We start from the raw sequence: 16708 nt of genomic DNA, 5'->3' as shown, positions 1-16708 counted from the left end.
GCTCACGGCGGCCGCAAGCTATCGTGGCAGCATGAGTGAACCCGGAGACGGCCGTGTCGCTGTCTACATAGACTTCGACAACATCGTCATATCCCGTTACGACCAGGTGCACGGTCGTGGCTCCTATATGCGCGATCGGCCCAAGTCGAGTTCGACCGCGCCCAAGGCGGGCTTCGCCGAGAAGCTGGCGGAAGCGCGCGTCGACCTGGGCGCGGTGATCGACTTCTCCTCGTCGTTCGGCACGCTGGTGCTGACGCGGGCGTACGCCGACTGGTCGTCCGCCGTCAACGCCGAGTACCGCGGCCAGCTCGTGGGCCGCGCGGTCGACCTCGTGCAGCTCTTCCCGGCCGCCGCCTACGCCAAGAACGGCGCCGACATCCGGCTCGCGGTCGACGCGGTCGAAGACCTGTTCCGGCTTCCCGAACTCACCCACGTGGTGATCGTCGCGGGCGACTCCGACTACATCCCGCTGGCCCAGCGGGTGAAGCGCCTCGGGCGCTACGTGATCGGGATCGGCGTCGCCGGCTCGACCGCCAAGTCGCTCGCCGCAGCGTGCGACGAGTTCGTCAGCTACGACGATCTCCCGGGCATCGCCCGTGACGAGGCGGAGGACGCGGACGACGTCGAGGTCGACGCGGGCACCGAGCCGGTGACCGCGGTCGCCGCGGAGCCCGCGGGTGACCCGGCCGAGACGGATGGCGCCGCCACGACACCCGAGACGGTGGATGCGTCTGTCCCGGCCGCTGACGCTGCCTCCGAGCCGCCGCAGCGGGCGAAGCGCGGCAGCCGCAAGCGTGCCGCTGCGACGACCAGCACGGGCGATGCGGACGAAGAGCAGAGCGAGGACCCGCAGCACGTCGCCACGCGACTCCTCGCTCGCGCCATGCAGCTCGGCCACGAGAAAGACGACTCGCCGTGGCTGCACAGCTCGACGGTCAAAGGCCAGATGAAACGGATGGACCCGTCCTTCAGCGAGAAGGCCCTCGGGTACCGATCGTTCAGCGACTTCATCAAGTCGCGCGGCGACCTGGTCGAGCTCGACGACAGCTCGACGGCCCAGATGCTCCGGCTCGCGCCGACCCGTCCGCGCCGGGCCCGGCACAGCGGGCGTGCTGCGGACCGCGTCTCCGCGACCTGAGACGGCACACCGCAGGTCTTGAGCCGGCGCACAGCCGACGGGAGTTGACTGCGAGCATGGCGAGCCAGAAGACAGCACGACAGTGGCGAGCGACCCGCTGGGGCGGGCCGGAGACGTGGGAGTTCGCGGAGGTCGAGGTCCCCGAACCTCGACAGGGCGAGGTCACGATCGAGGTCCGCGCCGCGGGCGTCAACCCGGCCGACTACAAGCACGTGTCGGCACCCCGGGAGGGCCTGGAGCTCCCGGTTCCGATCGGCTACGAGGTGGCCGGCGTCATCGCGGCCATCGGTCCGGACACCGAGATCGCGTCCGGCGGCGGGGCGGTCGGTGACGCGGTCGTCGCGTTCCGCATCCAGGGCGGCTATGCCACCGCCGTCACCGTGCCGGCGAAGGACGTCTTCGCCAAACCCGCTCGGCTGGCCGATGAGGAGGCTGCGAACCTCCTGCTCGTCGGCACGACGGCCGCCCAGATGCTGGACGTCACCGATGTGCGCGCGGGCGAGACCATCCTCGTGCACGGGGCGTCGGGTGCCGTCGGCGTGAGCATCCTGCAGCAGGCGGCCGAGATCGGCGCGCGTGTCATCGGGACGGCGAGCGAGGCGAGCTTCGCCCGGGTGCGTCGCTTCGGCGGCCTGCCGATCGCCTACGGCCCCGGGCTCGCAGAGCGCGCCACGGAAGCCGCCCAGGGGCCGATCGCCGCGGCGCTCGACACGGTCGGCACGGATGAGGCGGTCGACGTCTCCCTCGAACTCGTCCCCGACCGGCGGCGCATCGTCACCATCGTCGCTTCTCAGCGCGCGCAGCAGGAGGGCTTCCACGCCGTCTTCGGCGCCCAGCCCGAGAGCCAGGCGTTCCGCGACTCCGTCCGCGGCTCACTCCTCGAGCTGGCGGGCAGCGGCCGGCTCCAGGTCCCCGTGGCGCGCACGTATCCCCTCGCCGACACGCCAGCGGCCCTCGCGTTCCTGAAGGAGGGCCACCCGGGCGGCAAGCTCGCGCTGCTGCCCTGACGGGCGCCGCGGTGCCACGCGAGAGATCAGCCGCCCGGCTTGGTCGCCTTGCCGTCCAGCCACAACGTCGCCGACTCGTCCCGGTGCGCGCCGTCGATGCCGACGAACTTCGTGTCGATCTGCGGGCCCTTGGTGATCACGTGCACCATCGCCATCCCGTGTCCGCGGCCCAGCCCGTAGTCGTCCTTCAGCCAGGCGAGGATGTCGCCCGCCTTGGTGCCCGGACCGAACCCGCGCTCCCCCGCCTCCGCGACGAGTTCGCGCGGCGTCTTGCCGGTCTTCTCCTCGACGGCGTCGAGGTACGCCTGAAACGACATCCTCAGTTCCCTCTTTCGTCGCGGTCGACGATGGCTTCCGCCTCCGCTTCGGACACGACCACCATTCCGCCGGTCCGCTGACTCGTCCGCAGCAGCACATCCATCCAGCGCTCGTTGAGCCGCGGCGGCCTGCTGCCGCTGAACACGAACGCCAGCGGGATGTCGCGACTGATCCAGAGGCTCACCCGGCCGCCACCCGAGTCGGCCGGGATCTGCCAGTTCAGCAGGAAGCTCTCGTGGCGGCGCAGCTTCGTGACGACGGCGATCTTGACGTGCGCCAGAGTGCGGTCGTCGAACTCGTACTCCTGCGGCGCGGTCCCGTAGACCAGCCTCCCCACGTCACGCCCCCTCGCGGCGCTTGCCGTTCCTCGTCCTGCTCGCCCGGTAGGTCCCCTCCGGGATCTCTTCGCGGATCTCGGCGCGCAGGTCGTCCTCGAGCATCAGTCCGGAGTTGCTGTTGGCGCGCTCGCCGAGGATGGTCAGCCAGTCGCGGTTCAGCTCCGGCAACTCCGGCCTCGCGAACACGAATTGGAGCGAGATGGACGGGTCGAGCCAGATCGACCGCAGCACGCCGTCCGGACCGGCTGTGCGATCCGTCCAGATCAGGAGGAAACCCTCCCGGCGCCGCAGCTTCGTCTGGACGACCGCCTGGAGGTGCGCGAGCACCCGGTCGTCGAACGTGAAGCCGTCGGCCCCGTCGTAGATCAACGTTCCCACGCGAGTCCTTCCTCTTGGGATCACTTTCTCCAAACCACCGCGCGCCGTCAAGTCACGGTCGCACGAACCGCCGTAAAGTCCGGTCATGGACGCACTTACGCGAACCATCAAAGCGGCCCTCCTCTACGAGGACGGCCGGACCCTCGACAGCGTCGTGGTCGTTCCGCTGATCGGCGGATGCCCGCCCGGCGAGATCCGCGTCGCCACCCTGTTCGCCGGGGCCCTCGCCTACGACGTGTACGAACTGGCCGACGAGGAGGAGTACTCGTCGATGCCCGCCTACCCGTACCGCTCCACCATCCCGGTCACGACCGCCGACCTCGACGAGTGACCGCACGGCCCGAGTAGCGTGGACGGAGTGACCCGCTCCGACGACCCAGCGCGCCCGCGCACCGGGGCGGCCGTCGCCGCGCTCAGCCTCGGCACGCTGCTGAACCCGCTCAACTCGTCGATGATCGCGGTCGCCCTCGTGCCGCTGCAGCACGACTTCGGTGTGGATGTGACGGCCGTGACCTGGGTCATCACCTCGTTCTACCTGGCGTCGGCCGCGGGCCAGCCGCTCATGGGCCGGCTCGGCGACCGCTTCGGCCCGCGCCGCCTGTTCCTGTTCGGGATGCTCGTCGTCGTGCTCGCGTGCGCGCTCACGCCGTTCGCCGGGTCCCTCGCCGCTGTCTGCATCGGCCGGGTGGCGCTGGCGGTAGGAACGGCGACCGCGTTCCCGTCGGCGATCGCCCTGCTGCGGCCGCTCGCAGCGACCTCCGGGGTGGGGACGCCGCGACTGCTCGGCCGCATCCAGATCGCCAACACCTCCGGCGCCGCCATCGGACCGGTGCTCGGCGGCGCGCTGATCACGTTCCTCGGCTGGCAGTCGATCTTCTGGGTGAACGTGCCGCTGGCCCTGATCGCCTTCGTCGGTGTGTGGTTCTTCGCTCCACGCGATGCCGAACGGGAGCGGGTGCCGCTGGGTCGCACCCTGGCCGAGTCAGACATCCCCGGCATCCTGCTGTTCATCGCGACCCTGACGTCGCTCCTCGTCTTCCTCCTCGACCTGGAACCCCAGCCGCTCTGGTGGCTGCTGCCGGTGTGCGCCGTCGCCGCCGCGCTCTTCGTCTGGCGGGAGTTGCGCACGGCCCACCCGTTCCTCGACCTGCGGCTGCTGGCGGCGAACCGGCGCCTGCTGCTGGTCTACCTCAGCTTCGCGATCTTCAACGTCGTCTACTACTCCGCCTTCTTCGGCCTGCCGCAGTACCTGCAGACGCACGGCGGCTACAGCGCGGGCGTCGCCGGGCTGCTGATGTTCCCGCTCGCGGCCGTGACCGTCGTCGTCACGCCGTTCGCCGCGCGCGCCATCGAGTCCGTCGGGCTGCGGCCGACGCTGATCACCGGTGCGATCGCGCTCGTGATCGGGGCTGCCCTCCTCGCCGTCGCCGCCGCGACGACGGCGCCGTGGGTCGTGCTCGTGCTCACGGCGGCGCTCGGCATCCCCTACTGCGTCGTCAGCATCGGGATGAATCAGGCGCTCTACTCGGCGGCCCGCCCGGAGGACAGCGGCGTCGCCGCGGGCATCTTCCAGACGTCGCGCTATGTCGGAGCGATCGTCGCCACGACGGTGCTCGGGCTGTTGTTCAGCGGAGGGACGACCGCAGGCAGCTGGCTGACGGCCGTCGGGGTCGCGACCGTGTTGGCGGTGGTGCACCTGGCGCTGCTGGTGTTCGTGCGGCCCGGGCGCGCGGGGCGGTCCGGGCGCGCGGCCTCCTCCGCTTCCTGATCGCCGCTCCTGTGGGTCGCAACGCCGTTATGGGCGCGCCAGAACGGCGTGTTGCGACCCGCAGACGGCGGACCGGCTGCCTGCACTCAGGCGACCAGCGTGGTGCCGGGCGGCACCGTGCGCTGCTGGGCGAGGGACGACGCACGGCAGAGCGGATTTCGGCAGCCCACCGCCACCGTCACCACCGTCCAAGCCCCGCGCGACGTCGGCACCAGCCGCCGCTCCTCGGAGATCGGCCCTCCGCACACTCTGCACACCCGTGAGTCCGCGACCATCGTGATCATCCCCATCCGACCCGTTGGCGCCCGCATCGCCACTTCCATGGTCCGCCCGGCGGCGTGCGGAAGCAAGAGTCGCGGTGGATGCCGGGCGGTCGGGATGTGCGCATTTCCGTCCACAGCCGCGCACCGCACCGACTCATCCACAGTCGGGGCGCGCACCGCCCTCTGCCGGGCCCGCACGGGTAGCGTCGACTCCATGCAGATCGACGTCCCCACCTCGGTCGGCCCCGGCCGGCTGACCGTCTCCGCGTCCGAGCATCCCAGCGCGGTCCTTTGGATGGGTCACGGCGCCGGCGGCGGCATCGAGGCGGCCGACCTCGCTGTCCTCGCCTCCCGGCTGCCCGACGAGGGCATCACCGTCGTGCGCTACGAGCAGCCGTGGCGCGTCGCGGGCAAGCGCGTGGCCGCCCGTCCGGCCACCCTCGACATCGCGTGGCAGGAGACGGCGCCGCGGGTCCGGGAGCTCGCCGGCGACCTTCCCCTGGTCACCGGCGGCCGCAGCGCGGGCGCGCGCGTCGCCTGTCGGACGGCGACGGCCCTAGGCGCTCGAGCTGTCGTCTGTCTTGCGTTCCCGTTGCGCCCGCCGGGAAAGGCCGACCGGTCGCGGCTGGACGAACTGCTTGAGCCGGCCGTCCCTGTGCTCGTCGTCCAGGGCGGAGGCGACCCGTTCGGGTCAGCGGCTCTCGTCGCGTCCGAAGTGGGCGCTGCACAGGTCGGGGCATCCGCGGCCGCGGCCGCCGATCGCATCCGGGTGGTGGAGGTCCCGGGAGCCGATCACGGCATGCGGGTGCCGAAAGCGTCCCCGCTGGGAGCGGCCGGTGTGCGCGACCTCATCGCCTCGACGGTCGCCGAATTCGTCCGTACGGTCGTGTGACGGAGGAGGTCAGTACTCGCCCTTGATCACGAAGTAGGACCCGCGGATGGTTCCCGCGAGCCGGGACTTCTGGCGCGCGAACTTGAACGACGACAGCTCCTCCGGCACGTCCATCCCGTCGGAGAGCTTGAAGCCGACCGCCCGCTTGCCGCCCTCGGCGAGCGTGTACATCACGTTGATCGACAGCCCGGACTCGTAGAAGACGTACGTCATCCGCATCCCGTCGACCTCGAAGTCCGTGGCCTCGAGCGCCGGCGAGCCGATGACGATGCCGCGCTCCTCTTTCAGGACCCGCGCGACCCGGTCCACCGCATCCTGCTCTTCCTCGGCGGTGCCGACGGTGAAGACGTGGTCGTACTTGTTGCGGTAGTACCGCGCTTCGTTCGCGCGAAGGCCGGCGAGCGCGTCCGCCACGGGCGACGACTCCAGCCCGACGGTGGAGACGTTCTCGAAGTCGACGACGTACGGCATGGGTCCTCCTGGATGTGCGGTGTCGAGCCTTACCGTAGCGTGCGCCGGCTCTGGGCGCGCCCTGGCGTGTCCGCTGCCTGCGCGCGCGACGCCGCGTCAGGATCATGGGGTGTCCGAGCTGCTGATGCGCATCCACAGTCCCGAGTTCCAGGCGATGACGGAGCGGGTGCTGGAGGTGACCGCGTTGACCTCGCGGCTGAACGTGCTCCCCTTCGACGACGAGGAGGGCAAGTCCGCCCTGTTCGAGCAGATCCTCGGCCGCCCGCTCCCGCCACGCGTGACCATCTACCCGCCGTTCTTCACCGACCACGGCCGCAACCTGAAGCTTGCGGAGCGGGTGTTCATCAACCAGAACTGCACCTTCCTCGACTACGCGGGCATCACCCTCGGCGAGCGCGTCATGGTCGCCCCCAAGGCGACCTTCATCACCGTCGGTCACCCCGTCGACACCGACGACCGCCGCATCTGGCTGACCGGCGGACCTATCACGGTCGAGGAGAACGTGTGGATCGGCGCGGGAGCAACCATCCTCCCCGGCGTCACCATCGGCCGCGACTCCGTGATCGCCGCCGGCGCGACCGTCGCGGAGGACGTGCCCGCGCGGACGCTCGTCGCCGGCCCGAAGGCGACGGTGCTCCGGAGCTGGTGAGAGGGCGGCGGCCGCGGAAAGGGAGGACTCCCGCTCCGACACACCGGGCACGCTCCGGAAAGGGAGGACCGCTCGCCGCCCACGCGGCGTAATGTCCTCCGTTTCTGCTTGGATCGCGTCCCGCGGTTGTCAGAGACGCACGCTCGACCTCAAGGCGCGCCGACGGCTCCATCGGCGGACGGACGACCGAGGTCCGGCTGCGGCAGTCGAGTCGCGGTGCACGCGTGGCGTCCATCACCACACTGATCGTCTTCCTGCTCGCCTGCTTGGCGGGTCTGTTCCATCCATCCCCGGATCGGTCAGCGCTCGATCGGAGTTGGGCCCCGCTCATCTGGGCTGCTGCCTGCCTGCTCGCTGTCGCTGTGGTCCGGTCGCTGTTCGTCGGCGTCTACCTGTCCGACCGCCACATCCGGGTGCGGAGCTGGTTCCGCACCTATACGATCCCGATCGACGCGGAGACCCGGTGCAGAACCGATAGGTGGAGCAGTTGGTTCGTCACCCGCGGCACCCCGTACCGGTCGGTGCAGATGCTGCTTCTGTCCTGGATGCGCGAAGGAAGACGCACCTCCCGCTCGTTCCCGGCGACGGCCGTACGCCGCTCCCGCGCCATCGCCCAGGCAGACGTCATCAACGCGTTCATCAGCGCCACCGAAGCGGGCGCGGCACCTCCCGCCGTCCGGGACTTCGCCCGTGGATCCGAATGGTTCCGGATCACCGCCGACTCCCGGCGGCGGCTGGCTGAACGGGACGCCGAACGGGACCGTCGCGGGACGCACGCGTGAATGGCGGCGAAGCGCGCGCAGTTACTTGGTGAAGACCGCGTCGAGGACACGCCCGTCGGCGAGGCTCAATCGCACGCGCCAGCACGACCACGTATGAGCGATGACGGCGTCATCCACCAGCCGGGCACTCGTCCATGCGTCATCGGAGCCGAAACCATTCGGAGTCGCAGTCCAGAGGACGGCCCCATCACGCTGGACAAGAGAGACGGACTCGAACAGGTTCCCATCCGGGTGAGGGTCAAGCCGGAGGGCCACTCCCCCGCGGCCGTCATGATCGCTCACGCTCGGTGGGCCTCCACCACATCGCCGTCCGGCCCGCGTCGGAAGCTGCGCGTCACCTCGATGCGCCCGACGATGTTGCCGTTGAGTTCTTCGAGCTGCTCGGCGGGAATCCAGTACTCGAGGATGGTCTCACCGCCGACCTGCTGCACCTCGAAACGGTCCAAGAAGTCCTTTCGCACGCGGAAGCGGGTGACGTGCCCGACCCCGGACGCTTTGACGTTCCAATCTCGTGCGATGCGGACCGCATGGTCCTCGTTGAGTACCGGATAGAAGATCGGCTGATCCGGCAACCGCGGAGGCCAGCGAGTCCAATCGGATTCCTCCACCAGCACCAGCTCTTCGGGTCCCGTCGGACGCCAAAGCGTGACGGTTTCGACGTCGGTCATGGCTCATATGCTAGACGGCCGTTCGAGCCTCGCTTCGGCTAGCGCGATCGGCGGTACGCAAAGAGGTCGACGAGATCCCTCGCGCCCCGGCTGAGTTCCCCGGGCTGGATGAGCAGCGTCAGGTCGAGCTCGTCGTCGAGGAGGCGCGGGATCTTTCAGCCCTACCAGTATCCTGACCGGGTGATCGAGGGCACGGAATTGACCCCGGCGGAGACGGAGCTGCTCGCGGGAACTGGATACGACGATGTCGCCCTTGTCTGGGCCCTGATCCACCTCGGAATCAGGACCAATCCGCCGCCGACTCCCGACTGGCGACCAAGCGACGACGACATTGCTGCGGCCTTCGGCAGCTTCGAAAAGCTCAGCACCCTGGGCCTCATCAGCGTCGGGCGCATGGAGTACATCGACGGAGGTCCGCCTGGTCGCCACGCGCCCGTTCGTCACGTTCCCGAGGCCCTCGAGGACGTCAGAGCACGCGTTCAGAACGAAGTCTCGGCCGCACAGGTCGCGACCGATTGGGAATTCGCCTGCTGGGTCGTTGCGACGGAGGCTGGATTGGCCGTCGCGGAGGAAGCCAGCCGAGAGACTCGGCCGGGACGGAAACGGTCACTGCGGGAGATGTTTTCGAGACGCTCCCGCGCTTGGTGAACTCGGAGAATCGGCAACTTCTCACAGTCGAATGCAAGAACGTCCCGGTCAACCGGACAATAAGCCGGAAATCCAAGCCGACCCCCGTCAGACCGGCGTGAGCTGGGTCGCCTTGCCGAGGAGCTCCAATTCGACTCCTCGCCGCACCGCCTCCGAACGCGACGACACCCCGAACTTCTGGAAGATCGCGCTGATGTGGGTCTTGACGGTGTTGGGCGAGACGTAAAGGCGCTGCGCGATCTCCGGTCGGGTCAGGTGAGTCTGGAGGTACGGAAGAACGCGCTGCTCGGCTTCGGTGAGCGCCACGGAGTCGACTCGACGCTGCACGGTGCGCGTGTGCTCGGCAAGCAGATTCCGGGCGAACGCTCTCCGTGTATCCACGGCGTCGCCCGGAACCCCCGGGCGAAGGACTTCATCGATCTCATCGAGGAGGATCCGGGCGGCGTCCGCATCTCCGACGGCTATCTGCGCGCGGACGAGCAGCAGCCGGGTCGGGATGCTGAGGAGCGGCACGGCGCTCCCGCAGCGCTGACGTTCTGACATGGCACGCGCCAGGTACCGTCCCCCGGACAGCGTTCGGCCGGCATGGAGTTCCAGGCAGGCGGCAGCCGCGTGCGCGTACGCGGACATGACGTAGCCGTCGATGCCTCCCTCCCGGATGGTATCCAGGGCTCTCTCGATGTGCGTCGCTGCCCGCTCCCACGCTCCGGCCTCGATCGCGAGGAAGGCGAACTCGGACTCGCAGATCACAATCGAAGCGGGATTGCCGTGGACGCTGGCGATGTGGATCGCCTCGCCGAGCACGATCCTGGCGCGCTCCTCATAGCCGGCGTGGAGCAGGGTGCTTCCCAGGATCTGGACGGCAGGGTCGCGCCACGGACTCTCGAGCGGCTCGACCTCAGCCGCGAACTCTGCGTCCTCGAGGGCCGATTCGATGCCGTCGGACATCATGATTGCCCGGATCATCGCCTTCGCCGAAGGGATGTTGATGCCGGCGGCAGCAGCGTCATCGGGAACCATCCCCAACAGGGTTCCCCACTTGCGGGCGTCGTCATCCGATCCCGCGAGGACGGCGAACCAGGCGAAGACGACAACGGCTGACGGGTTCGCCAGGAGGTTGGCGTCGCCGATCTCACGCAGCCATCGGCCGAGTGTCGCGCTCTGGCCCGCCTCGTAGGCCGGGAGACCGGCGGCGGTCACCAGGGCCGTCGCGGTGGGGAAGTCCCCGGCGGCGATGGCATGATCGATGGCCGCGGGGAGTTGGCCGCGCTCGGCGAACCACTGCGATGCTCGAGCGTGCAAGACCGGCACCAGCGAGGCGGACTCGAGCTGCAGCTCATCCGACAGGTACTCCCTGAACAGGGGATGCAGGCGGAACGCGCGGCCGTCCACGTCCGCGGTGACGAAGAGCTGGCGCGCTTCCAGGTCCCGCAGAATCCGGATCGAATCGGTCCGTTCCAGCACGGCATCGCAGAGGTCCGGGATATGGGTGTCGAGGATCGACGTGCGGAGCAGAAACTGGCGGGTGTCCTCCGGGAGGTCGCGGACGCATTCTCGATAGAGGTAGTCGGCGAGTGCGCTGTGGTCGCTCGTGACGGCGAACGGCCGGCTTCTGGAGAGCAGTGCGTACATGTGCAGCCCGGCCGCCCAGCCCTCGCACCGCTCCACCCAGTCCGCAAGGAGGCCCCGGTCCACCTGGGCGCCCGCCTCCTCGGCGATCCGCGCGGCCCCGTCGAGGTCGATCCGCAACTCGGCCGCTCCGACCCTGGCCGCCGACAGCTCGACGCGCCCCCGGGCCAACGCCGACAGATGCTGCCGGCTCGCCAGCACCACCTGCGATCCCGCCGGCACCCGAGCCAGAGCCACCTCCAAGGCGTCGATGCACCCGACCGTTCTCAGCACGTGGACGTCGTCGATGAACAAGACGAAAGGGCGTTCGCACCGCGAGAGCGCAAGAGCCAGCGCCGGGGCAAGCCTGCTCAGCACTCCCGTCTGGGTGGTCGCGATCTGCGTGAAGACCGATTCGGCCTCCGATGCGAACGCTGTGCACACCCGAGCCAGGAGGCGGATCAGCGCCGCCGGATCGTCATCGTCTTCGCGGAGCGTGAGCCAACCGGTCGCCCGATCTTCGAGGTGTTCCCATTCGGCGAGGAGCGACGTCTTCCCGTAGCCGGCAGGCGCCTCGACCGTGACGACGCGGGAGTTACTTGCGCGCAGCGATCCGATGAGGTCCTGCCGGCGTACATAGGCCGGGTCGAAGAGCGGAGCGGTGGTCTTGCTCTCGAAGAGCAGAGTTTCCAGATCGTCGTTCGCCGAACCCACCCGATATCCCATCGCCGCACGGGCTGGAGGCTCGCGCGAGCCACCAGGACAAAACCGCATCACCTGCATTTATACCGGGGCGCCCCGCAGCCCTGGAGAACGCGATTCGTGACCCACAATGAAGCGGGAATCCGCGCGCCAGGCGCCTTACTCGGCGGACCAGAGTTCCTCGGCTTCGATGACCAGATCGATCGTCTGACGCAGGAGACCTCCCAACGATGTCGATCTGAGCAGGGTGTACCTGTCGTACTCGCCCAGCGGGGCGATCGCCGCCAGTTGCCACGCGGCTTCGACGGGGTCGTTAGACAACTCGATCTCGGCATCCGACTGCGGCTCCGCGACGCGGGCGACCACGCGGCGGACAACCGATTCTGCCTCGGTCCGTAGGGGTGCGAGTGCCTCGGACCACTCCAGATCCGGCAGCATCGAGAGCTCGGCCCGGGGATACGGGTCGTCGTCGAGCCATCGCTCGACCCTGAACCGCCGGGTCCCTACGCCGACGATGAGCAGGTCGTCGGCGCCCACGGCGGCGCTCACAAGGCGCGCCATCGTCCCGACCGAGGCGCGCTGGTCGCCGCCCCCGGCTTCGAATCCGCGCTCGATGAGCACGACGCCGAACTCGAAATCCGGTTCGACCTCGTCGAGCAACCGCCCGACCAGCGTGAGATACCGCGGCTCGAACACCCGCAGCGGGATGGGCACGGAGGGGAACAGCACGGAGCCGAGCGGGAACATCGGTGAGGCGGCCATGCTCCAGTGAATCACCGCGGACGTAGAGTGGACAGGTGCCCCGACCGCGTCCCGAGATCCCCGGACCGGGGCAGGAGTCTGTGTGGGACTACCCGAGGCCGCCGCGCATCGAGAGCGTCGCCGTGCCTGTCACGATCCGTCTGGGCGGGCAGCTCATCGTCGACACCCGCGACGTTGTCCGGGTGCTCGAGACAAGCCATCCGCCGGTCTACTACCTCCCGATAGCGGACTTCGCGACCGGCGCGCTGGTCGACGCCGATGGTTCGTCGTTCTGCGAGTTCAAGGGCACCGCACGATATTTGGACGTGCGCGGCGGAGGCGAGATTCGGCCCGCGTGCGCGTGGAACTACCCGCATCCGTCACCGGGGTTCGAGCCGCTCCGAGACCGCGTCGCCATCTACGCCCAGCAGATGGACGCGTGCACGGTCGACGGGGAGGTCGTCACGCCGCAGCCCGGAGGCTTCTACGGCGGCTGGATCACGAGAGCCGTGGTTGGGCCCTTCAAGGGGTCGCCCGGGTCACGGCACTGGTGAACGCCGAGGCGATCTACACGTTGAAGCGGAACTCCACCACGTCGCCGTCCACGATTTTCAGATTCCAAGTTCCCTTCTCTTCGGGCTCGTCGCGCCCAACGGCATGGGATAGCCTGCAGCGTCGGAGGATGTGGTTATCCTGCGATCATGACTCCCGCCGCCGACCTCTTGACTCCTCCTGAGCTTGCTGAAGTCGTGGAGCATTCGACCGGTAAAGCGCTGGCGCTGATGCTGTATGGCAGCTATGCCCGCGGCACTCAACAGTTCGACTCCGACGTGGACCTGCTAGAGATTGTGGCGGAATCCCCGGCTCCATATTCGCGAGGGACGGTAAACGTCACTCAATACACTCCTGCGCATCTGCACGAAATGGCACAAAGGGGCAGCCTTTTCGTTCTGCACCTCTTGACCGACGGAATATTCATCTTGGATGAGTCTGGCGTGCTCGACAGGGCACTTCGGGCATACCGGCAGCCTGCGTCATATCAACCAGTGTGGAATCAACTATCGGTAGTCGCGGGTGCGGTCAACCTTGCGGCTCCTGACGTGGAGCAATATCAGCACGGCTTGTGCCGGCTTGCGCTTTACACGCTACGCACAGCCGTGTACCTGAAGTCAATTGAGAGCGGCACACCCTGTTTCGACGCCGATCTGGCTGCTGAGAATCTCGATATCGCCGGTCTCGCTCAAGCTCTGAAGATGCGACGCCAGTCCGAATTTTCGTTCCAGGACCTTGAAATCCTCGCCCGCTTGCTCGATCGTGTGCTGCCCGCGCCGATTCGCCGCGAGAACCGAAGTACTCTGAGTTACGCTGTGGCAAACTCTGCGTCCAAAGATCTGGCAGCACTTTTTGCAACCGTGCTCGGGCCGGGCGATATTGAGTACAGCGCGCTCTCGGTTCCTCCGTTCTGATGGAAGCGGTGGCCGTCGTAGGCGATATTCATGGGAACGTTCGAGCCCTTGAAAAGGCTCTCGCCTGGATGAGCTCTTGGCCCGCGAAGGTCGTGTTTGCAGGCGATTACGTGAATCGCGGGCCCTTTTCGCGTGAAGTACTGGATCTGATGGTCGCATTCGGTTCCGATTTGGGCGAACGCGTCACGTTCCTTGCCGGCAATCATGACTTGGCTCTCCTCAACTTTGTCAGAGGGCAAGATGAGGCAAAATTCCTGGCACACGCGGGCCTCACCACCTTGCATAGCTACCTTGGTTCAAATGTGGGAGCCAACCCGTTCACAGAGTTTCGCCATGCCTTCCCTCCATCCCACCGGCGCTTCCTAGAGCGCCTCGCCCCGTACTGGGAGAGCGCGGACATGATTATTTCTCACTCAGGCATCAATCCGCAGCGCCCGGACAGTCGGCTAGACGAGGACGTGGTCTATGGCAGTCACCCCACGCTATTTGACCCGGACATCGTGCTCCCGAAGATGGTAGTGGCGGGCCATTACGCGCAGCGTCAAGGGCTCCCATACATTGCAGACAGCTTCGCCTGCATCGATACGGGCTCTGGAACCATTCCGGGAGCCCCGCTCTGCGTTATGACTTTTCCTACTCGTGCGTACTACACCTTCAAGGGACAACATGACTGAAGTGCGTCAGGCAATAAGTGAGATCACGCGAGCGCTCGCGCGAGGAGAACGCGTGCTGTGCGTTCACTACTCCTGTGAGAGCTTCTACGATGTCCAGGACCGCCCCCTGGCGATTGCAGCAATAGGCTTGACTGAGATCATTGACGCATCCGGCGAAAGCAAAACGGAAGTATTTTCAATAGCCAATTCGTCGCCAAATGATGACCCAGTCGAGCGCGAAAAAGAGATGCTCCAGCGCTTCTTCGAGAACGCAAAGCTCATCCCCGATGCACGCTGGGTTCACTGGAACATGAACAAGGCAGCTTTCGGATTTCCCGCCATAACGGCTCGCTACCGATACCTGATGAACGTGGATGCACCTAACGTGTTCAGCGCGGACCGGCTTTACGACCTGGACGCGATGATCGAAGCACGTTACGGAACCGATTTCGCTCGTCACCCGAAAATGCGGAACCTCTTCTCACTCAACGGCTACTACATGCCCTTCTTCAAGGACGGGCGCGATGAAGTTGCTGCCTTTTCGAGTGGTGACTACAAGGCGTGTGAGAATTCCACAGGCGAAAAGTCCAGCCTTCTGGCGTCAGCCCTGGTCGCCTTCACCCGTGGGGAACTGATCACAGCCAATTCGGTGGGGCGCCTCACGTTTGCCGACGCCCAGCTCGACGCCGTAGACGTCGTGCTCGAACTCGGGCATCGGATGCTGGACGTCGAGCGTGAGCTCAGCCATCGGCACGATTCACGTCCGACGCTTACAGTAAGCGACGAATATGACAGTCAAGACCTCTACCGATCGCTGCTTCGGGTCTTCTTCACCGACGTGCGGCCCGAAGTTGTAAGCCCCCAGTATGCGGGAGGTTCGTCGCGAGTCGACTTTGTCTTGCCCGAATTTGAGCTAGCAATAGAGCTCAAGTTCACGCGCGCAAGCCTGCCCGATCGAAAGCTGGGCGAGGAATTGATCATCGACCGTGAGCGCTACTCAACACTCGGTAACGTTCGCCATCTCGTCTGCCTGGTATTCGACCGCTCGGGAGTTCTGCGCAACCCACGTGGCCTAGAGAGCGATCTCGCACGGGAAGCAAGCCTGGACAACTTCGCGGTAACCGTCCGCATATTCGACCGCTGATACCGGTTGTTAGTCACAGCACATCGAAATCCCGCGGAAGCAGAGTCTGTGTCAGGCTCCCTGCGCTCCCGGCTCGTTGGCCACGCCAAACGGGACGTGGACTGAAGGAACGACGGCAGCAGCGGGGCGTAGATGTACGGGCTGGTCGTCGAAGAAGATGTGTGGACGGAGAACCGCGAGCACCTTCGCCTTCTCAATCCCGCCGAGGAAGAAGGCATCGTTGACCATCAATCCCCAGTTCTTGAGGGTTGTGATGGCCCGCTCATGGGAAGGAGCGTTGCGCGCTGTGACAACCGAAACGTGGATTCTATTGCGATATTCGGGGTCACTTAGCCTTCTTGCTTCTTCCAAATCCTGAAGTCTTTTGACCTCTGCGAGAAACGGCTTGAGCGGACCGGGGTTATGAGTGGTAGTCGCGTTCTTACTCTCGTGGGCATGGAAGTCGGCCAGTGTGCCGGCTTGCCCGACCCGCTCCGCCGCATCATCGACGAGCACACCGTCGAAGTCGAACGCTATTCGGAGGTCCTGATCTTCGTCGTCGTCAACGATTGCAGACGGCAGCACCAAACCGGCGGGTAAGCCAAGCCTCAATGCCTCACCAACGTCCTTGGCATTCCCGGACAGGAACAATGAGATGTTCAACGCCGGAATGAAGGGATACGGAGATTTTCCCTGCATGAAGATCGCGCGCGTCATCTCCAGGCTGTAGTGCTCAATGGATTTCATTACCCGCAGCCCGGTGTCAGGGTCGTTGCGGGAGAGGAGGATCACCTCGACCAAGGGGTCACCAGGAGTCGACAGGTCGTTCAGCGATAGCAGCCGCTTAATGAATGAGAATGAGACGCCTCGTTCGAAGGGTTGGTTCAGATGCTGCTCTTGGAACTTGCGGTACGCTTCCTCTCCTTTACTCCGGAAAACCGCGTCTGACTCGGCAAGGTCGAACATTGCGCTAGACGCGATTCCGACTACGAGGCGATTATCGAGTGAGTAGGGCATGGCGACTCACCGCGAGGACGGGGTGTGTCCGGGCGACATCGCAACTTCCTCAGCAGCGAGCCCGCACTTTGTTAGTTC

Annotated in this window: 21 protein-coding genes; 12 read left to right on the top strand and 9 right to left on the bottom strand. The window is 66.6% G+C overall.

The annotated features are described in order from the left end of the window. Positions 1–31 precede the first annotated feature (31 nt). Both ACF1AJ_RS01500 and ACF1AJ_RS01495 read left to right on the top strand, forming a co-directional pair. A complete protein-coding gene (locus ACF1AJ_RS01500) occupies positions 32–1138 on the top strand; it encodes an NYN domain-containing protein (protein ID WP_391505838.1) in 1107 nt (368 codons plus the stop codon). A 56-nt stretch (positions 1139–1194) separates the two neighbouring features. After that, on the top strand, positions 1195–2145 hold the full coding sequence (locus tag ACF1AJ_RS01495; RefSeq protein WP_391505837.1) for an NADP-dependent oxidoreductase: 951 nt from the start codon (positions 1195–1197) through the stop codon (positions 2143–2145). Between the two features lie 26 nt (positions 2146–2171). Here ACF1AJ_RS01495 and ACF1AJ_RS01490 read toward each other — a convergent pair whose 3' ends face one another. Genes ACF1AJ_RS01490 through ACF1AJ_RS01480 form a run of 3 tightly spaced genes read right to left on the bottom strand, consistent with a single transcriptional unit; the run spans position 2172 to position 3179 of the window. After that, complete coding sequence (locus tag ACF1AJ_RS01490) at positions 2172–2462, bottom strand: DUF4287 domain-containing protein (protein ID WP_391505836.1); 291 nt, start codon at positions 2460–2462, stop codon at positions 2172–2174. A 2-nt stretch (positions 2463–2464) separates the two neighbouring features. Continuing rightward, entirely contained in the window at positions 2465–2800 is a 336-nt protein-coding gene (locus ACF1AJ_RS01485; RefSeq protein ID WP_391505835.1) for a hypothetical protein, read from the bottom strand. Between the two features lies 1 nt (position 2801). Then, positions 2802–3179 carry a hypothetical protein gene (locus ACF1AJ_RS01480; protein ID WP_309861187.1) on the bottom strand — a complete coding sequence of 126 codons (378 nt, stop codon included), beginning with the start codon at positions 3177–3179 and terminating at the stop codon, positions 2802–2804. Between the two features lie 85 nt (positions 3180–3264). On the opposite strand from ACF1AJ_RS01480, the gene ACF1AJ_RS01475 reads away from it, so the two are divergent. Continuing rightward, positions 3265–3510 (top strand): hypothetical protein, encoded by a 246-nt coding sequence (locus ACF1AJ_RS01475; protein WP_309861190.1) that lies wholly within the window; start codon positions 3265–3267, stop codon positions 3508–3510. Positions 3511–3537: 27 nt separating this feature from the next. After that, the gene (locus ACF1AJ_RS01470; RefSeq protein ID WP_391505834.1) at positions 3538–4947 is read left to right on the top strand and encodes an MFS transporter; all 1410 of its coding nucleotides are present in this window, start codon (positions 3538–3540) and stop codon (positions 4945–4947) included. Positions 4948–5033: 86 nt separating this feature from the next. Here the strand turns inward: ACF1AJ_RS01470 and ACF1AJ_RS01465 are convergent, their stop codons facing one another. Further along, positions 5034–5159: a hypothetical protein gene (locus tag ACF1AJ_RS01465; protein ID WP_391505833.1), complete on the bottom strand. Its 126-nt coding sequence runs from the start codon at positions 5157–5159 to the stop codon at positions 5034–5036. A gap of 265 nt (positions 5160–5424) precedes the next feature. On the opposite strand from ACF1AJ_RS01465, the gene ACF1AJ_RS01460 reads away from it, so the two are divergent. After that, on the top strand, positions 5425–6102 hold the full coding sequence (locus tag ACF1AJ_RS01460) for an alpha/beta family hydrolase (RefSeq protein ID WP_391505832.1): 678 nt from the start codon (positions 5425–5427) through the stop codon (positions 6100–6102). A gap of 9 nt (positions 6103–6111) precedes the next feature. On the opposite strand, the gene ACF1AJ_RS01455 is transcribed toward ACF1AJ_RS01460, so the two are convergent. Further along, positions 6112–6573 carry a phage tail protein gene (locus ACF1AJ_RS01455; RefSeq protein ID WP_391505831.1) on the bottom strand — a complete coding sequence of 154 codons (462 nt, stop codon included), beginning with the start codon at positions 6571–6573 and terminating at the stop codon, positions 6112–6114. Between the two features lie 109 nt (positions 6574–6682). Here ACF1AJ_RS01455 and ACF1AJ_RS01450 point away from each other — a divergent pair, with 109 nt between their 5' ends. Next, a complete protein-coding gene (locus ACF1AJ_RS01450; protein ID WP_391505830.1) occupies positions 6683–7222 on the top strand; it encodes a sugar O-acetyltransferase in 540 nt (179 codons plus the stop codon). Positions 7223–7446: 224 nt separating this feature from the next. Then, positions 7447–8004: a hypothetical protein gene (locus tag ACF1AJ_RS01445; protein ID WP_391505829.1), complete on the top strand. Its 558-nt coding sequence runs from the start codon at positions 7447–7449 to the stop codon at positions 8002–8004. Positions 8005–8282: 278 nt separating this feature from the next. Here the strand turns inward: ACF1AJ_RS01445 and ACF1AJ_RS01440 are convergent, their stop codons facing one another. Next, positions 8283–8672: an ADP-ribosylation/crystallin J1 gene (locus tag ACF1AJ_RS01440; protein ID WP_391505828.1), complete on the bottom strand. Its 390-nt coding sequence runs from the start codon at positions 8670–8672 to the stop codon at positions 8283–8285. A 180-nt stretch (positions 8673–8852) separates the two neighbouring features. On the opposite strand from ACF1AJ_RS01440, the gene ACF1AJ_RS01435 reads away from it, so the two are divergent. After that, the gene (locus tag ACF1AJ_RS01435) at positions 8853–9320 is read left to right on the top strand and encodes a hypothetical protein (protein WP_391505827.1); all 468 of its coding nucleotides are present in this window, start codon (positions 8853–8855) and stop codon (positions 9318–9320) included. An 87-nt stretch (positions 9321–9407) separates the two neighbouring features. Here the strand turns inward: ACF1AJ_RS01435 and ACF1AJ_RS01430 are convergent, their stop codons facing one another. Then, the gene (locus tag ACF1AJ_RS01430) at positions 9408–11642 is read right to left on the bottom strand and encodes a LuxR C-terminal-related transcriptional regulator (protein WP_391505826.1); all 2235 of its coding nucleotides are present in this window, start codon (positions 11640–11642) and stop codon (positions 9408–9410) included. A gap of 147 nt (positions 11643–11789) precedes the next feature. After that, positions 11790–12392, bottom strand: coding sequence for an LON peptidase substrate-binding domain-containing protein (locus tag ACF1AJ_RS01425; protein ID WP_391505825.1), 603 nt, complete (start codon positions 12390–12392; stop codon positions 11790–11792). Between the two features lie 35 nt (positions 12393–12427). Here ACF1AJ_RS01425 and ACF1AJ_RS01420 point away from each other — a divergent pair, with 35 nt between their 5' ends. The 4 genes from ACF1AJ_RS01420 (at position 12428) to ACF1AJ_RS01405 (ending at position 15634) form a co-directional block, all read left to right on the top strand. Then, a complete protein-coding gene (locus ACF1AJ_RS01420; protein WP_391505824.1) occupies positions 12428–12925 on the top strand; it encodes a DUF427 domain-containing protein in 498 nt (165 codons plus the stop codon). 147 nt (positions 12926–13072) lie between these two features. Next, positions 13073–13837: a nucleotidyltransferase domain-containing protein gene (locus ACF1AJ_RS01415; protein WP_391505823.1), complete on the top strand. Its 765-nt coding sequence runs from the start codon at positions 13073–13075 to the stop codon at positions 13835–13837. Next, entirely contained in the window at positions 13837–14511 is a 675-nt protein-coding gene (locus tag ACF1AJ_RS01410) for a metallophosphoesterase (protein WP_391505822.1), read from the top strand. The genes ACF1AJ_RS01415 and ACF1AJ_RS01410 overlap by 1 nt, the downstream gene beginning before the upstream one ends. After that, complete coding sequence (locus ACF1AJ_RS01405) at positions 14504–15634, top strand: hypothetical protein (protein WP_391505821.1); 1131 nt, start codon at positions 14504–14506, stop codon at positions 15632–15634. Before ACF1AJ_RS01410 ends, ACF1AJ_RS01405 begins: the two co-directional genes overlap by 8 nt. 51 nt (positions 15635–15685) lie before the next feature. Here ACF1AJ_RS01405 and ACF1AJ_RS01400 read toward each other — a convergent pair whose 3' ends face one another. Next, positions 15686–16630 (bottom strand): 5'-nucleotidase, encoded by a 945-nt coding sequence (locus ACF1AJ_RS01400; RefSeq protein ID WP_391505820.1) that lies wholly within the window; start codon positions 16628–16630, stop codon positions 15686–15688. Positions 16631–16708: the final 78 nt, after the last annotated feature.

It is taken from the genome of Leifsonia sp. NPDC014704 (assembly GCF_043083605.1).
In the GTDB taxonomy this organism is placed as follows: Bacteria; Actinomycetota; Actinomycetes; order Actinomycetales; family Microbacteriaceae; genus Leifsonia.
The sequence above is the reverse complement of the archived record's forward strand: the minus strand, read 5'-3'. Positions and strand labels throughout refer to the sequence as shown.

Bases quoted from the DNA above. Each gene is read 5' to 3' on its own strand.
- ACF1AJ_RS01455 (WP_391505831.1), bottom strand. From the start codon at position 6,573: ATGCCGTACGTCGTCGACTTCGAGAACGTCTCCACCGTCGGGCTGGAG.
- ACF1AJ_RS01500 (WP_391505838.1), top strand. From the start codon at position 32: ATGAGTGAACCCGGAGACGGCCGTGTCGCTGTCTACATAGACTTCGAC.
- ACF1AJ_RS01490 (WP_391505836.1), bottom strand. From the start codon at position 2,462: ATGTCGTTTCAGGCGTACCTCGACGCCGTCGAGGAGAAGACCGGCAAG.
- ACF1AJ_RS01415 (WP_391505823.1), top strand. From the start codon at position 13,073: ATGACTCCCGCCGCCGACCTCTTGACTCCTCCTGAGCTTGCTGAAGTC.
- ACF1AJ_RS01475 (WP_309861190.1), top strand. From the start codon at position 3,265: ATGGACGCACTTACGCGAACCATCAAAGCGGCCCTCCTCTACGAGGAC.
- ACF1AJ_RS01460 (WP_391505832.1), top strand. From the start codon at position 5,425: ATGCAGATCGACGTCCCCACCTCGGTCGGCCCCGGCCGGCTGACCGTC.
- ACF1AJ_RS01410 (WP_391505822.1), top strand. From the start codon at position 13,837: ATGGAAGCGGTGGCCGTCGTAGGCGATATTCATGGGAACGTTCGAGCC.
- ACF1AJ_RS01425 (WP_391505825.1), bottom strand. From the start codon at position 12,392: ATGGCCGCCTCACCGATGTTCCCGCTCGGCTCCGTGCTGTTCCCCTCC.
- ACF1AJ_RS01405 (WP_391505821.1), top strand. From the start codon at position 14,504: ATGACTGAAGTGCGTCAGGCAATAAGTGAGATCACGCGAGCGCTCGCG.
- ACF1AJ_RS01495 (WP_391505837.1), top strand. From the start codon at position 1,195: ATGGCGAGCCAGAAGACAGCACGACAGTGGCGAGCGACCCGCTGGGGC.
- ACF1AJ_RS01440 (WP_391505828.1), bottom strand. From the start codon at position 8,672: ATGACCGACGTCGAAACCGTCACGCTTTGGCGTCCGACGGGACCCGAA.
- ACF1AJ_RS01400 (WP_391505820.1), bottom strand. From the start codon at position 16,630: ATGCCCTACTCACTCGATAATCGCCTCGTAGTCGGAATCGCGTCTAGC.